The organism is Vreelandella arctica, assembly GCF_037070215.1.
Classification (GTDB): Bacteria; Pseudomonadota; Gammaproteobacteria; order Pseudomonadales; family Halomonadaceae; genus Vreelandella; species Vreelandella arctica.
In genome coordinates this window covers 187,279-201,389 of record NZ_JBANSN010000001.1, presented here as the reverse complement: position 1 = coordinate 201,389, position 14,111 = coordinate 187,279, and the positions used below count along the sequence as shown (strand labels likewise).

Genomic DNA, 14,111 nt, shown 5'->3' with positions numbered 1-14,111 from the left:
AAGTCAGATTAGTGTGTTAATAGGTGATAATCCGTCCTAAATAAAAGCCACAATGCATTTTTCTGCAGGACTTTAACGATGGCTTCAGGAGGGAGGCGCTAATGGCAGGCCCCACAACACGCGTACTTGCGGTGCTTGAGTTGCTTCAGGCTAATGGCCAGATGGGCGGCGCAGAGTTGGCCGAACGCCTGGACGTGGATCGACGCACTATACGGCGTTACATTACGGCACTGGAAGATATAGGTGTGCCGATAGTGACCGAACAGGGGCGCTACGGTGGCTATCGACTGGTGGCTGGCTTCAAGCTGCCACCGATGATGTTTACCGACGAAGAGACGTTCGCCGTTTCTCTAGGCTTAGTGGCCGCCAGCCAGCTGGGTCTGACGAACGCAGCGCCTGCCATTGCCAGCGTGCAAGCAAAGCTCGAGCGAGTGATGCCTGCGAATTTACAAAGACGGGTGCGCGGTATCAGTGAGACCACTCAGGTGATCTTACCCCGGCGTGAACCCAGCCGTGATGACCGTGCACTTGAGACTCTGACGAAAGCTACTGAAGCCATGCGAACCGTCGGGCTGATTTACCACTCTCCGCAGCACGATCAGATTGATCGTCGGATCGACCCCTACGGACTGGTTTTCCAACAGGGCCGGTGGTATGCCGTTGGTTTTTGCCACCTGAGGGGCGCCATGCGCTCATTTAGGCTGGATCGTATCAGCGGTGTGCACCTACTCGATGATACCTTCATACGCCCCGCTCGCTTCAATGCAGCCGATTTTTTGAGCGAAAGCCTTATGTCCTGGGGCCCAACTCATGAAGTATCACTGGTGCTACACATCGATCATGCCGTGTCCGCTGACGTTGAGAACCAATTTTTCTGTACAGAACCGTTCGAGGAGGTTGACGGTGGATTACTGCTCACCACCCGAACCGACAGCTTCGAGTGGTTTGCCTATTGGCTGGCACAGCTCCCGTTTCGATTTACCGTTCTCAAGCCAGATGGCCTCAAAGCGGCACTTCGCGAGCACGCCAACCATTTACTGGCCAGTTGCGAGACAGCTTCATCATATCCAATCGATACGCCCTGACACTGTCTGCAACTTATGAGAGTGAAACGAACTATTCGTCTGACGCCGGGATAGGGCTTCTTAGCCGCTTAGGTGCTAGTCTGTTGGTCAAATAACGTTAAATAAAGACTCACGAATGCAACCTTCTTTGAGACGCCCACACCGTCTTGCATTGGCAATAATTGCCCCACGCATTTTTGCCTTTTGCCATACCTTCGGGCTAACCGTATGGATCGCCGTCGCAGAAGGCAGCGGCTGGACGCTTATTCTACCTGGGATGTTGCTGCTGCTATGGCCCGGCGTCGCCTATGCGCTTGCAGCACATGCCCAGAACTCCAAGCGTGCCGAGTTCAGAAACCTCCTCTTTGACAGCCTGCTATTTGGTTTTTGGTGCAGCGTACTGGATTTTTACGTTTTAGCGACCATCACCATTGGGCTTGCCTGTTTGATGAATAATTTAGTGGTTGGTGGAGTGCGGAAAATGCTTATTGCAGCCGGACTTTTCATTCTTGCAGCTTTAATTGGAAGCGCCCTAACGGGGTTCACTTTTCGTCCCTATGTAAGCAACCGTTTAGACATCTATCAATGGGCCGGTGCAGTGGTCTATTTTCTAACCATTGGCCGCGTCACCTACAGTCAGAATCGCCAGATTGGCCGCAGCATAGGCGAAACTAGATTTCAGAACCGAGTCTTTCACGCCTTGCTTGATCTAGGAGCCGTCGCAAACCGCGCGATCAATATCCATACGCTGCTGGTTGACTCCTTAAACCACCTACAGACCCACTTCCCCGACTACGGATTTGCGGTTTTTCTACAAGAACGGCAGCGTTCAGAAGTGACACGTTTCGCGGCAGTGGCAGGGCTAAGCTCAGAGGATGAAAAACGCCTGAGATATTTATTGGCAAACGTTCATGGGCAAGAAGGAGACCCAACCACACTGCCGCAAACAGATAAAGGCGAAAATCTGTATATCGCGTCGATGGCGGGCCGACTAAGCATGTATGAAGGCTGGCTGATTGTGAAAGCTCCCAGTCGGGACGACGGTTTGGAGCAAATACTGTCTCTGTTTGCCGACCAGCTGGCGGCGGCTACCGAGAATAAATTGCTGCATTTGGAACTGAAGAAAACGGCTGAGCGTGACGGGCTCACCGGGCTTTATAACCGAGGTTTTTTGGAATCAGCGCTGCAGATGAGTATTCAGGGCAAGGTGCAGACGCCAAACCTGGATTTTGCGGTGCTGATGTTGGATGTCGATAGGCTCAAGGACGTAAACGACCATTATGGGCACGTGGCAGGCGACCAACTAATTGCCTGCGTTGCCCAGTACCTGCAATTTCACTGCAGAGACAGCGACATACTGGCTCGCTACGGTGGCGATGAATTCGTCATTCTGTTCCCCTCTGCCGACCTAACGGCAGCTAGGCGTATGGCCAACTTGATCCAAGAAAACTTGCCTGAACAGCGCTGCACTATCGACACCGCCAGCGGTGAACATGAAGAACTCATGCTTCATGTGAGCATAGGCTGCGCCAGCTCCAGTGAAGTTCCCGCCCAACAGGTGTTTGCGTTGGCAGACGAGCGCATGTACGCAAATAAAAGCCAACGCCGTAAGCAATGGGCAGATGGACTGGGCACAGCAAGCAGGCCCTTCCTATAGAAGCGTGCTCACAACCCACTGCTAAACGGCTGCCCCCACTTATCGCCATGCACCAAGTCACTTAAAGGCAGGCGGGAACGCCAGCCTTGCGCTTCAAGCTCTGGCTGATCTAAAAACTCACTCACGTAGCCAAGGCAGAGATAAGCCAGCGGGTAAACGTGCTCAGGCAGATTTAACGCAGTACTCAGCTGTTCCTGGTCAAGAATACTCACCCAACCAACGCCAATCCCTTCCGCCCGCGCTGCCAGCCAGAGGTTTTGCACGGCTAAACAAGTGCTAAACAGGTCGGTTTCCACAATGCTATTGCGCCCTAGCACATGGGGGCCGCCTCGGCTGCGGTCGCAGGTAATACAGAGATTAAGCGGGCTTTCCATAATCCCTTGCAGCTTAAGGCTGCGATAATGCTCTTTACGCTCACCTTCAAAGCGCTCGGCGGCCTTCTGGTTCTCTTGCTCAAACATCGCCAGCACCGTCTCCCTGACGTCGCGACTCTCAATCACGATGAAATCCCAAGGCTGCATAAACCCCACCGACGGCGCATGATGCGCGGCCTCCAAAAGGCGGTTCAGCACTTCAGGGGGAATCCGGTCAGGCAGAAACTGCGAGCGCACATCGCGCCGTTCATGTATGGCGCGGTAGAGCCCACGCCGCTCAGCATCGGAAAATAGGTGTTTCGCGTTGTTCATGGCGCTGCTCGGGCCTTTTACTGATCGGTGGTAGAGACAAGTGAGAGTCTACACGAGCTCAGCCTAGCCGCCATCGCAGCGGGTTTGTCTGGTGTAAAACACCCTCATCGTCCCAGTCGTCCCAACCCGTAAAGGGGATGGGTCTTTCGCCACTCAAGCTCACCAGACGAGATGCCCAGGCCGCCTTGCAAGCCTCTAGATGGTTAATGATGTCGGCCTCTTTTTGACAGCGAATACCGCCACCCTGAATGCCGTAGCTCACCTGAGGTGCTAACACGTCAAAGCCAACGTAATACAGCGATGCGTGCATGGGCCATAGCCAGTGAACCATATTGCCTGCGCGCCCAAAGGGCTGAAATGCTTTCTCCGGCGAGCCGGTGGTGACTGACAGCATCGCCTGCTTTCCGCGATAGTAACCATGATCGTAACGCATGCGGCTTGTATAGCGCCCTCCATACACCAGCACCCGATCAAACCAGCCTTTCAAAATGGCGGGCTGGGCGTGCCACCATAATGGAAACTGGAAGATCACCAAGTCAGCCCTCTCCAGCCGTGTCAACTCCCGCTCAACATCCTGCGGTAATGCGTTTTGTTGGTAGTGAGCCCGCTGCTCATTGAGGGGATAAAAGTATTCCACATCAACAGCTTGATGCGGATAGTGCTCGGCGCGCTCCACCGGATCAAACTGCTCAACATAGAGATCATCCACCTCAACTGTATGGCCCGCGTCCACCAGCTGTTTTACCGCCACATCCACTAGGCCGCCATTAAACGACTTGCGTTCAGGATGAGCCAAGACAATCAACACATTCATACGACGCCTCCCCTATCGATTGGTTTGACGACAGGCTAACCTGTTCATATTCGCTTAAACATTGGCTAAAAATGAGAACCAAGCTTGCATGAATGAACAGCAGATACGGTGGGATGATCTTCAAATTGTGCTAGCGATTGCCGAGGAGGGCTCGCTATCCGGCGCCAGCCGAGCGCTGCGTATCAGCCATGCCACGGTATTTAGACGTTTAAGCGAGATGGAGCAAGGGCTGGGGGTTACCCTTTTTGAGCGCAGTCGTACGGGGTATACACCGACCCTGGAAGGGGATGATCTGGCGGCTTCGGCCAAGCGCGTACAGAGCGAAATCAACGGTGCTGAGCGCCGTATCATAGGGCAGGATTTAACCCTCACCGGCAGCTTGCGAATCACCACCACTGATACACTTTTCGCGGGGCTGGTCTCGCCGCTACTGGCAAGCTTTCGCCAGCGCTATCCGGAAACCACGCTGGAAGTGGTTATCTCCAATCAGCTGCAAAGTTTGTCGCGGCGGGAGGCCGATATCGCGATCCGCCCAACTAAAAAGCCACCCGAAACTCTGGTAGGCCGCAAGATAGGCGATATTAACCAGGCAATTTATGGCCAAAAGGCGCTTTGGCAAAACGCCCCTCTGCCGCTAGGCACAGCGTCACTGCCAACAGAAAGCTGGATCGGCCCAGATGTTCATCTGGGCGACGCAACGCTTGAAAAGTGGATGATGGATAAAAGCGCCGCCTACCGGGTGGACAGCATGCTGGGCATGCAATCAGCGGTACGCCACGGGGCGGGTATTGCGGTACTGCCCTGCTACCTTGGCGATGCCGATGCAGCGCTACTCAGGCTAAGCGAGCCCATTGAAGCACTCACTACCCCACTCTGGCTGCTCACTCACCCGGATCTGCGCCATGTGGCCAGAGTCCGCGCGTTCATGGAGGCGATGAAGTGGGGGTTCGAGGCAGGAATCTCAACACTTAATGTTAAATGTGCGGATTAAATAGTGACTAGCTTGCCGCTAAGGCGCACCTCACTTCTGCTCAAACCCCGCCAAAAACTGCTTAAGCAGATCATCAAGTTGCTCTCGTTGCTCTTTACTCAGGCCCCTCACCAGCTGCGCCTGGGTTTCCACATGGGCGGCCACCGCTTCGTCGATTAACTCAAACCCACGCTGGGACAGAGAGATTAGAAAACCGCGGCCATCGTCAGGATTTTTAACCCGCTCAATCAACCCCGCCTTTTCTAGTTGATTGATACGGTGGGTCATGGTGCCCGATGTCACCATGGTGGATGCCATCAAATCCCCCGGCGATAGCGCGTAAGGCTCCCCCTCACGGCGAAGAGTTGCCAGAACGTCAAAGCTCGCGTCAGTCAGACCGTATTTCGCCCAGGTCTTCTCCATTGCGCGCATTAAAGTGTGGTTCAGCCGTTTAACCCGCCCGATGGTACCCATCGGCGCAACGTCTAGTTCAGGCCTCTCCAGCCGCCACTGCTTAAGAATGTTGTCTACATGATCCATGAGCCTATTTTGCGCCTAATTAGCTTGACGTCAAGATTAATCACACATAACTTGATATCAAGATAGTTTCAAAAACGGTACCAATGAGAACTTCGCCAATGACGTTATCAAGCACTGCCCGCACAACACACTCACGTAAAAGAACTTGGCTTGCCCCACTGATATACCTGCTAGCCGGTGGCGCCTTGTTGGGTCTATCGACTAATTTGGCGAAACTTGCCGGTGATATTCAGCTGTCAGCGCTCGCTTTTCTGTTCTGGTCGATTTCAGGGGCAGCGCTTATTTTATTGGTTCTCTCCGCCTTTCGCCGCAATCTACCGCCAGTGAACGGTCGTACCATTGAGTATTACGTTATTTCAGGGCTGCTGGGCGTAGCGGGTGCCAACCTACTGTTTTTCTCAGCCGTCCCCCATGTGGGTGCTGGGTTCGTGGCATTAATCATCACCCTGCCACCGCTACTCACCTACGTCGGCGCGCTAGCATTAAAAATGGAGCGCTTCCAGGTGTTGCGTGCGGCGGGGGTAATATCAGCCTTGGCAGGTGCCGTCACCCTGGCCTTCCATAAGCTTTCTGCGCCGGATGCCGATTATCTCTGGATTCTTCTCGCTTTAATCGGGCCCGTACTGCTAGCCATCGGCAATCTTTACAGAACCTTGCGCTGGCCAGAAGGCGTATCCAGCGATGCACTGGCACCTGGGATGCTCATCGCCGCTGCCGCCCTTCTGCTCAGCGTGGGTTTTCTGCCGGGCTTCTCACTGAACGTTCCAACAGACCGCTCCCTGCCGATCATGCTGATTGCCATTCAAGCAGTGGTCTTCGCAGGCCAGTTCCTACTGCTCTTCCTGCTACAGAAAAGTGGTGGCCCGGTGTTTCTAAGCCTATTGGGCTCCGTTGGCGCCGTGGTGGGTGTTCCAGTTGCCATAGTGTTGCAGGGAGAAACCGCCCCTGAGGGCTTACTGCTAGGCACCCTGTTAATTGGCACCGGCATTGCCCTGCTCAACATTGGCAAAGCCAAACAACTTAACTAATTAACCCGAGAGCGACTTAAACGAACATGACAGTATGGGCGCCGTTGGCATGGTGTAAGCAGATAGCCAGCCATACCTGATATTCATTGTGCTGACAGCCCTGCCCCGAAATCTTTTTGCAACAAACCGATTAACGCTGCGGCGATTAAAAAGGCGGCTGACGTTAATAACCCGAACGATAGCCCCCCGGTTAGATCATTCAACCAACCGCTTAACGTTGGCCCCAATGTCTGGCCAATACTAAACGCGACCGTCATCGCACCAATACCCGACGCCAAAGACGAAGCATCACAATTTCTCCGCACAAAAGCTGTCGTAGAAGCCACAACACCAAAAAAGGCACAACCGAAAACCGCAGCCGACACTAGCAGAACAGGCCAAGCACTTGATATAAGCGGCAATGCAGCGCCAATCAGGGTCAATCCATTAAGCATCGCAAATGCACGACCGTGGCGCTGATTTTGCAGTACACCAGCCCAAAGCCAAGGGAAGACAGTCACAGCCAAGCCCAGCACGACCCAGAATAGCGATTGAAACGCGGCACTCTCACCGTGGGACTGTATCCAGGCGATCATGAACGTCATGTAAGTAATATAGCCTGCCCCGAAAAAGCCATAGCCAACCAGCATCCACTGCATAGAAGCTAATGGTGCCAATGCATGTGCCTGAACTCGGCTTTGTGGCATGGCGCGAACACCCCATACGACGCCGAGTGCGAGTACCACTGATATGGCCGCCAATGCTAACCAAGCAGTAGGCCATGCCGTCGCGCCCCACTGGCTCAGAACCCAGGGAACGCCAACCCCCGAAAGCACAATGCCTAAACCTGGCCCCGCATAGAAGATGCCAAGTAAAAACGACGCTCGTGCCGGATGGCGTTGGGATACTTGGGCGGCGATAACCCCACCAGCAATAAACGCACTAGCGCCGCCTAGTCCAGCCAAAAACCAGGAGATATTGAGCAATGCAGTGTGGCGAAATACTCCCATCATGATCAAAGCGATCACGCATGCGAAGATCCCCGTACGCATGACTCGATTGGCCCCAACAACTCCAATAAAACGGGCCGAAATCAGCGCGGCAATAAAATACCCTGCTGCGTTTACCGAGGTCATCCAGCCTGCATCGGCATAGCTCCATCCAAGACTTGAGCTCATAGAGGGTAGAAGTAATGCGTAGGAAAATCGTGCAATACCTAGGCCGATTGCCGGCACCAAGGCCAGCGCAGCGAGTGTACGAAGGTCAGTTGTGAGTGCTGTAGGATCACGCTCGTGGAGAAAGTCAGATTGTGTCATATCGGCCACCTGAGTCTTTAATAAAGACTCAGATTAGTCGCGCTTAGTTCTGTTTTCAAACTTTGCTATCATTGGAATATGAAAAACCACACCGAAACACACACTTCTCACACACGTGTTCCCGTCTCAGAATGCTCGCTTGCCAAGGCGATCCGGGTTGTGGGAGATATGTGGTCGCTGCTGATTCTGCGAGAAGTGATATGTGGTGCTGAGCGCTTCGACCAAATCAGAGAAGACCTGGGTATTACTCGCTCAGTTTTGTCCAACCGGCTTGCCAGATTGGTTCAAGAAGGTATTTTAGAGCGCTACCAATACCGTGATTCAGGACAACGAGCCCGCAAAGGCTATGCGCTAACAGCGAAAGGCCATGCACTCTTCCCCGTGGTTATCGCCCTTCGCGAGTGGGGCGGAGAGCACTTAGAACCTGGCAATACACCGCTTCGCCTTCAGCTACAAACGAGGAATGGACTGCGTGTTGAAACGAAATTAATACGGGAGGATGGTTTAGAAGTGACCGATATGACAGACATCATTGCGACAGTAAAGGAGTAAGGCATCAGGGAGTACAACACGATTCAGTTTGAGCAGCTAATCAATCCTTTTCTCCATATAGTGAGTCCCGCCCTCGGTTTTACGCACGCGAAACCCCATACGCTCGTATAGCGCTATTGCTGGGTTGATACAAAACACACGCAGCCGAAGTAAGCGGATGCCCGACTGTTGGGCGATTTCCTTCGTGTGGCGGATTGCCGCTGTACCTAAGCCTTGGTGCTGCCACTTCTGATCAATTTGTAGCTCTCGAATATAGTAAGCGGCTTCATCGTGATTTATGCATAACAACCCTACTGGGCTAGCGTTAATAACTAATTCGTAACTGTCTAACTCATCCCATTGTTTATCAAACAGGGCTGTATTCCAGCACATATCCAACTGTTCGTAGTAAGCAGACATATTTTGGCGAATTAATTTTTCCGCGAACGCCTTGTCGTTAGTAGACCGAATAATAGGCGTCATATCTCGAATCCTAGTGCTGCTTTCACGAACTTGTAGCAAGAAGTGCAGTGTTAGCTCGGGCTATTTCATACTGACTAAACACGTGCACACCATGTTCCCGGAGCAGTGCGGCTGTTACTCCCATACCCGGTACTTTTTTACCAGAGAAACTGCCGTCATAAATAGCGGTGCTTCCGCATGAAGGACTGAACTCAGCAAGCACTGCGATATCGATATCGAATTTACGGCACAGGTTCAAAGCGATAGAGGCACCTGCTAAAAATTCATTGGTCACCTTGCCTCCATCGTTTTCGATAACATCGACCTCACCGTTTAAAACGCCCTTACCACTGCCCTTGAAAATCTCCGCGGGCGGCCTGGGAATACTCATCCCCGCCTCAACTTCAGGACAAACAGAAACGATTCGGCCTTCAGAACACCACTGTTCAACAATCTGATCATCCACGGAAAGGGCGCCACCATCATAGCGAACCTTTTTACCCAAGAGACAGGCGCTCATTAATACTTTTCTCAAATCACCAATCTCCAATACGGTGATGAACTCAAGAGTGACGCGTTCACTGAATCGACCCAACTAGGAAAGCTCTTCTTGTCAGCCATTCAACTTTAGCTGCTTTCGGAAATACACTCGATTAAACCCCGCTTCATGCCGACACTCGCCCCTGACGTATCCCAGTTTGGGGTACATGGCGAGATTTTCTGTCATGGCTTCATTCGTATAAAGTTCCACGGCTTCATATCCCTTTTCCTCGGCAGAACGTTCCACGTGATCGATCAATCGCTTCCCAATGCCGAGGCCGCCATACTCAGGCAGTATGGCAACGTTTTCGAGGTGAAAATGATCGCCTTCGGGGTAGAACACAACATAGCCCACAAAATGTGAATCAAGGATGGCAACATCTATGTAGCCGTAGTCGATTAGGCTTGCGAAGTCTGCATGCATGGGCGCGGGTTCACGGCCGATGCGGCAGATGTACTTTGAATAGGCCAGTCGTGCGCAGGATTGAATGTCCGGAACATCAGTTTCGAGTGCAGCACGGATGTCGATTAAGGGCATATTGACGTAATCCTAGTGCTAGGTGTGAGAACCATAAGTGTTTCCACCATCCCATACACATGAGATTTTCGCTCTTATAACGCTTGAAGCCAATGGTAAGCTGTCTTGATGCCCTCTTTGTTCACAACAAGGCTCAGATGCGATGCATTAGGCACCGTGACGATATCAGCGTGTGGAACGATGGGCCGCAAAGTGGGCTCGAAGCGCTCCGCAAAAAATGCTTCGTCATCAGATCCAGTAATAAGAAGGACTGGAGCCGCCATAGAACTGAGATCGTTCTGCCAATTGGCGGAAGCAAAGCCCTTCATAAGCCGGTACGAATACGCTAGCGTTTCTGAGCCCTGGCGGTATTCGGGCGGCAAATTAAAGTGCAGCACCGGTAGCTTATTGAAGTGGGTAATACCGAGTTCATTCAAAATGGATATAGCAATGATTCTGGTCACTTTGGGGTCTGCCCACCCGCCCGAGTTTTTCCGAACAGTAGGTGCGTCGTATCCCAGGTAAGGCGCTAGCAGCAGATAGGCGTTGGCAAGGTGCCCATGCGTACCACCAGCAAAACGTATTGCTAACCCGCCACCTGACGAATGCCCACCGACGACGATACGCGTTAATTGAGGATTGACCACTTTGATGTGGGCAATAAGATCGGCAAGATCATCCTCAAGCTGCTTGATATAGTCGATATCGCCGCGCCGAACGGGAGATGGCCCATGCCCTCGAATATCCGGGGTGTAAACAGCAGCGGCGCCTGAAGCAGCCAATCCGCGAGCAAAGGTTGCCAGGTATCGACTGTCGGTCCCTGAGCCGTGCACGAGCACCAGCGCCGTGTCGGATTCACTTGGATAATGCCGATATGAAAGTGTGGTGCCATCCCTTGCTTCAAACGGCTGAAGTGCTGGCAGTGGGCCTGCTGCGCCTTGCTCAGACACTAACGCTTCGAAATCCAAGCCGTTCGCATTAGTGCCTGTCGACATTATTAAAAATACTCCTATCACCAAGGCCAGCATATATTGTCGCACTGCTCCCTCCTAATCGCATACGCCGGGCAAAGCGACGGCTAAGCTTTCGCTGCAAACTTTAAACCCAAACGCCAAGGCACTGCCCTGGCGTTTATTATTTTCCCTCACTACATCACACCCTACCCCAGTTGAAAGGGATAAACCGGGCCGATTTTCAGCAGTTGAGTGAGTTCATCCAGTGCTGCAAGCGACTCTTCCGCCAGCTGTGGATCGGCCAAATCGTCCGGGGCGAGGCGATCGCGATAGTGGCGCTCCACCCACGCGGTCAGGTCAGTGTACAGTGCATTGGTGAGCAGCACGCGGCCAGAGAGCGCTGCACGTTCGGCCTCCGTTAGCACCACGCGCAGGCGCAGGCAAGCGGGGCCGCCGCCGTTGCGCATGCTCTGCTTGACGTCTTTAACGATCACTTCGCTGATGGGGTTATTGCCTGCTAGCAGGTGATTTTGGATGGTGTTCCATACTGCTTCGCGCTCCTGGCATTCGCCGGGCACTACCAGTGTCATGGTGCCATCCGGGTTGGATAGCAGCTGTGAGTTGAAGAGATACGAGGCTACCGCATCCTCCATGCTTACCGCTTCCAAGGGCACGCGCACGGGAATCAGCGGGCTGGCCATTTTGGCGCGCAGCTCATTGAGCGTGCCTTCTTCATCCAGAAACGCCATTTCGTGGTAGAGCAGCACGGGGCCATTACCTACGGCAATCACGTCGTTATGGAAGACGCCTGCATCGATGGCATCCGGGTGCTGCTGGGCAAATACTGTTTGCTCCTGTGTTAACCCGTGCTGGCGGGCTACTGCTTGGCCCGCTTCCAGCGTTTGCCTAGCAGGGAAGCGTGTTGGTTCGCGCTCACCGCTACGCACGTCACCAAACGCCTGGCGGCCATATACAAACAGGTGAACGCCGGGTTCGCCGTGCTCACCGCATAGACGGGTGTGATTGGCCGCCCCTTCGTCGGAAAAGGCTGGGGTGGCGGGTAGCACCGGATGGTGGGCGAAGTGCTGTTCGTCACGGAAGATCGCCTGCAGCACGCGGCCAGTGGTTTGCGGCTCTAAATAGCGGTGAAAGCTGGATTGCAGATTGGCTGGAGTGAAGTGTACCCGGTGATCTGATGCGTCGACGCTGGGGGTAATAGTTCCCGCGTTAGCCGTCCACATACTGGAAGCCGAGCATACCGCTCGCAGCAACTGTGGGGCTTCAAGAGCGGCGCGGGCCAGCACATCGCTATTACTACCGCTAAAACCTAAATCGCGCAGTGCGCCAATGTCTGGGCGCTGTTGAGGAGGCAGCACACCCTGGGCATAGCCCGCGTCCATCAGCGACTTCATCTTAAGCAGCCCCTGCAGCGCGCCCTCCTTGGGATTGGAGAGCAGGCCACCGTGGCTCATCGAAGCGACGTTACCGACTGCCAGCCCTGAGTAATTATGGGTAGGGCCGACCAAGCCGTCGAAATTGACTTCCCTGATATGGCTGAAGGCACTGCCGTTCATAGACTCACTCCTGGTGGCAAGGTTTCAGGCATCTCCAGGGTGTCGGCTTCCATGGAAGCAACCGGATAAGCGCAGTAGTCTGCCGCGTAATAAGCGCTGGGGCGGTGGTTGCCGCTGTCACCTACGCCGCCGAAGGGCGCATCACCGGAAGCGCCGGTGGTCTGGCGGTTCCAGTTGACGATGCCTGCGCGAATGCGCAGCAGGAAGTCGTCCCAATCGGCTTGATCGCCGCCAATCAACCCGGCGGAGAGCCCGTAGCGGGTGTTGTTGGCAAGCGAGAGCGCTTCATCCCAATCGCGATAGCGATGGATTTTCAGCAGCGGTCCGAAGTGCTCCTCGTCGGGAACGTCCAGGCCCGTCACATCAATCAGCGCAGGGCTTAACAGACTGGTGTTCTCTTCCAAGCGACGCATGCGATTGATCACCGTGCCCCCCATGGACTCCAGTTCCTCTTGCGCCTTGAGCAGACCATCTGCCGCCGCTACGCTCACCAAACCGCTATAGAATGGCGCAGGGTTCTCTTCGAACTGGCCCGCCACGTGCAGCTTAGCGATCGCCTCGGAAAGCGCATCGATCAGCCGGTCGCCCACGGCGCCCTCCGGCACCATCAAGCGGCGAGCGCAGGTGCAGCGCTGGCCACCGGAGAGAAACGCCGACTGCAGAATGGTGAGTACCGCTGCACGCTCGTCATCAATGTCCTTCACTACCAGCGGGTTGTTGCCACCCAGTTCGAGCGCCAGGATTTTATCCAGCTGTCCGGCAAACTGCTGATGCAGCATACCGCCCACTTTGGCGCTACCGGTAAACAGCAGGCCATCAATACCGGGGTTGCCTGCCAGCGCTTGACCAACGGCGACGCCTCCCTGCACCAGATTGATCACCCCAGCAGGCAGCCCGGCTTCCAGCCAGCACTGAAGGGTTAAATCGGCGGTCAGCGGGGTCTGGTCGCTGGGTTTGAAGACGACGGTGTTGCCCGCCAATAGCGCAGGAACCATATGGCCGTTAGGCAGGTGGCCTGGGAAGTTATAGGGGCCGAATACCGCCATCACGCCGTGGGGGCGATGGCGCAATACGGCTTTTGCATTGCCAACGGCTTTTTCACGCTCACCGGTACGCTCGTTATAAGCCTTGACCGATAGTGCGACCTTGCCCACCATCGCACCCGCTTCAGTGCGCGCTTCCCAGAGGGGTTTGCCGGTTTCAGAGGCAATCGCCACGGCTAGCGCCTCCCCTCGGGATTTCAGCACCTCGGCAAAACGCTCGACGAGGGCCTGGCGCTCGGCAAAGGGAGTGCGCGCCCAGCCAGGAAAGGCGCTGCGGGCAGCCTTTACGGCGATCTTGACCTGATCCGCGCTGGCCGTGGTGGCCTGCCAGAGCAGCTGACCGGAAACGGGATCGTGCTTGCTCAACGACGCGGCGTCGCCTGCTAGCCAGGCGCCATTGATAAGTTGCTGCTGTTGGGCGTGCATCGTTCTCTCCT

Annotated in this window: 15 protein-coding genes; 5 read left to right on the top strand and 10 right to left on the bottom strand. The window is 54.4% G+C overall.

Annotation, left to right across the window (positions count from 1 at the left end):
• Window positions 1–101 precede the first annotated feature (101 nt).
• Window positions 102–1,085, top strand: coding sequence for a helix-turn-helix transcriptional regulator (locus V8L70_RS00885; protein ID WP_336268514.1), 984 nt, complete (start codon window positions 102–104; stop codon window positions 1,083–1,085).
• Between the two features lie 115 nt (window positions 1,086–1,200).
• A complete protein-coding gene (locus V8L70_RS00880; protein WP_336268513.1) occupies window positions 1,201–2,721 on the top strand; it encodes a sensor domain-containing diguanylate cyclase in 1,521 nt (506 codons plus the stop codon).
• An 8-nt stretch (window positions 2,722–2,729) separates the two neighbouring features.
• On the opposite strand, the gene bluB is transcribed toward V8L70_RS00880, so the two are convergent.
• Both bluB and V8L70_RS00870 read right to left on the bottom strand, forming a co-directional pair.
• Complete coding sequence (bluB, locus tag V8L70_RS00875; protein WP_336268512.1) at window positions 2,730–3,407, bottom strand: 5,6-dimethylbenzimidazole synthase; 678 nt, start codon at window positions 3,405–3,407, stop codon at window positions 2,730–2,732.
• Window positions 3,408–3,465: 58 nt separating this feature from the next.
• Complete coding sequence (locus tag V8L70_RS00870; protein ID WP_336268511.1) at window positions 3,466–4,221, bottom strand: NAD(P)H-dependent oxidoreductase; 756 nt, start codon at window positions 4,219–4,221, stop codon at window positions 3,466–3,468.
• A gap of 88 nt (window positions 4,222–4,309) precedes the next feature.
• Between V8L70_RS00870 and V8L70_RS00865 the strand changes: the two genes are divergently transcribed.
• Entirely contained in the window at window positions 4,310–5,212 is a 903-nt protein-coding gene (locus V8L70_RS00865; protein WP_336268510.1) for a LysR family transcriptional regulator, read from the top strand.
• Between the two features lie 30 nt (window positions 5,213–5,242).
• On the opposite strand, the gene V8L70_RS00860 is transcribed toward V8L70_RS00865, so the two are convergent.
• Window positions 5,243–5,731 carry a MarR family winged helix-turn-helix transcriptional regulator gene (locus V8L70_RS00860; RefSeq protein WP_336268509.1) on the bottom strand — a complete coding sequence of 163 codons (489 nt, stop codon included), beginning with the start codon at window positions 5,729–5,731 and terminating at the stop codon, window positions 5,243–5,245.
• A gap of 98 nt (window positions 5,732–5,829) precedes the next feature.
• On the opposite strand from V8L70_RS00860, the gene V8L70_RS00855 reads away from it, so the two are divergent.
• Window positions 5,830–6,759, top strand: a complete 930-nt coding sequence (locus V8L70_RS00855; protein WP_336268508.1) for a DMT family transporter — start codon at window positions 5,830–5,832, stop codon at window positions 6,757–6,759.
• An 83-nt stretch (window positions 6,760–6,842) separates the two neighbouring features.
• On the opposite strand, the gene V8L70_RS00850 is transcribed toward V8L70_RS00855, so the two are convergent.
• Entirely contained in the window at window positions 6,843–8,054 is a 1,212-nt protein-coding gene (locus V8L70_RS00850; protein WP_336268507.1) for a YbfB/YjiJ family MFS transporter, read from the bottom strand.
• Between the two features lie 168 nt (window positions 8,055–8,222).
• On the opposite strand from V8L70_RS00850, the gene V8L70_RS00845 reads away from it, so the two are divergent.
• The gene (locus V8L70_RS00845; RefSeq protein WP_336268595.1) at window positions 8,223–8,606 is read left to right on the top strand and encodes a winged helix-turn-helix transcriptional regulator; all 384 of its coding nucleotides are present in this window, start codon (window positions 8,223–8,225) and stop codon (window positions 8,604–8,606) included.
• A 36-nt stretch (window positions 8,607–8,642) separates the two neighbouring features.
• Here V8L70_RS00845 and V8L70_RS00840 read toward each other — a convergent pair whose 3' ends face one another.
• The 6 genes from V8L70_RS00840 to astD all read right to left on the bottom strand — a co-directional run bounded on the left by V8L70_RS00840 (window position 8,643) and on the right by astD (window position 14,100).
• Window positions 8,643–9,068 (bottom strand): GNAT family N-acetyltransferase, encoded by a 426-nt coding sequence (locus tag V8L70_RS00840; protein WP_336268506.1) that lies wholly within the window; start codon window positions 9,066–9,068, stop codon window positions 8,643–8,645.
• Window positions 9,069–9,090: 22 nt separating this feature from the next.
• Window positions 9,091–9,597 carry a 2-thiouracil desulfurase family protein gene (locus V8L70_RS00835; RefSeq protein WP_336268594.1) on the bottom strand — a complete coding sequence of 169 codons (507 nt, stop codon included), beginning with the start codon at window positions 9,595–9,597 and terminating at the stop codon, window positions 9,091–9,093.
• Between the two features lie 63 nt (window positions 9,598–9,660).
• The gene (locus V8L70_RS00830; RefSeq protein WP_336268505.1) at window positions 9,661–10,125 is read right to left on the bottom strand and encodes a GNAT family N-acetyltransferase; all 465 of its coding nucleotides are present in this window, start codon (window positions 10,123–10,125) and stop codon (window positions 9,661–9,663) included.
• Window positions 10,126–10,199: 74 nt separating this feature from the next.
• Complete coding sequence (locus tag V8L70_RS00825; protein ID WP_336268504.1) at window positions 10,200–11,099, bottom strand: alpha/beta hydrolase; 900 nt, start codon at window positions 11,097–11,099, stop codon at window positions 10,200–10,202.
• A 164-nt stretch (window positions 11,100–11,263) separates the two neighbouring features.
• Window positions 11,264–12,631 carry an N-succinylarginine dihydrolase gene (astB, locus tag V8L70_RS00820; protein WP_336268503.1) on the bottom strand — a complete coding sequence of 456 codons (1,368 nt, stop codon included), beginning with the start codon at window positions 12,629–12,631 and terminating at the stop codon, window positions 11,264–11,266.
• Window positions 12,628–14,100 carry a succinylglutamate-semialdehyde dehydrogenase gene (gene astD / locus V8L70_RS00815; protein ID WP_336268502.1) on the bottom strand — a complete coding sequence of 491 codons (1,473 nt, stop codon included), beginning with the start codon at window positions 14,098–14,100 and terminating at the stop codon, window positions 12,628–12,630. Before astD ends, astB begins: the two co-directional genes overlap by 4 nt.
• Between the last annotated feature and the right edge of the window lie 11 nt (window positions 14,101–14,111).

Excerpts from the sequence above, each read along its gene's own strand:
- V8L70_RS00860 (WP_336268509.1), bottom strand. The coding sequence starts at position 5,731 with ATGGATCATGTAGACAACATTCTTAAGCAGTGGCGGCTGGAGAGGCCT.
- V8L70_RS00880 (WP_336268513.1), top strand. The coding sequence starts at position 1,201 with ATGCAACCTTCTTTGAGACGCCCACACCGTCTTGCATTGGCAATAATT.
- bluB (WP_336268512.1), bottom strand. The coding sequence starts at position 3,407 with ATGAACAACGCGAAACACCTATTTTCCGATGCTGAGCGGCGTGGGCTC.
- astB (WP_336268503.1), bottom strand. The coding sequence starts at position 12,631 with ATGAACGGCAGTGCCTTCAGCCATATCAGGGAAGTCAATTTCGACGGC.
- V8L70_RS00865 (WP_336268510.1), top strand. The coding sequence starts at position 4,310 with ATGAATGAACAGCAGATACGGTGGGATGATCTTCAAATTGTGCTAGCG.
- V8L70_RS00845 (WP_336268595.1), top strand. The coding sequence starts at position 8,223 with ATGTGGTCGCTGCTGATTCTGCGAGAAGTGATATGTGGTGCTGAGCGC.
- V8L70_RS00830 (WP_336268505.1), bottom strand. The coding sequence starts at position 10,125 with ATGCCCTTAATCGACATCCGTGCTGCACTCGAAACTGATGTTCCGGAC.
- astD (WP_336268502.1), bottom strand. The coding sequence starts at position 14,100 with ATGCACGCCCAACAGCAGCAACTTATCAATGGCGCCTGGCTAGCAGGC.
- V8L70_RS00870 (WP_336268511.1), bottom strand. The coding sequence starts at position 4,221 with ATGAATGTGTTGATTGTCTTGGCTCATCCTGAACGCAAGTCGTTTAAT.
- V8L70_RS00885 (WP_336268514.1), top strand. The coding sequence starts at position 102 with ATGGCAGGCCCCACAACACGCGTACTTGCGGTGCTTGAGTTGCTTCAG.
- V8L70_RS00840 (WP_336268506.1), bottom strand. The coding sequence starts at position 9,068 with ATGACGCCTATTATTCGGTCTACTAACGACAAGGCGTTCGCGGAAAAA.
- V8L70_RS00855 (WP_336268508.1), top strand. The coding sequence starts at position 5,830 with ATGACGTTATCAAGCACTGCCCGCACAACACACTCACGTAAAAGAACT.
- V8L70_RS00825 (WP_336268504.1), bottom strand. The coding sequence starts at position 11,099 with ATGTCGACAGGCACTAATGCGAACGGCTTGGATTTCGAAGCGTTAGTG.
- V8L70_RS00850 (WP_336268507.1), bottom strand. The coding sequence starts at position 8,054 with ATGACACAATCTGACTTTCTCCACGAGCGTGATCCTACAGCACTCACA.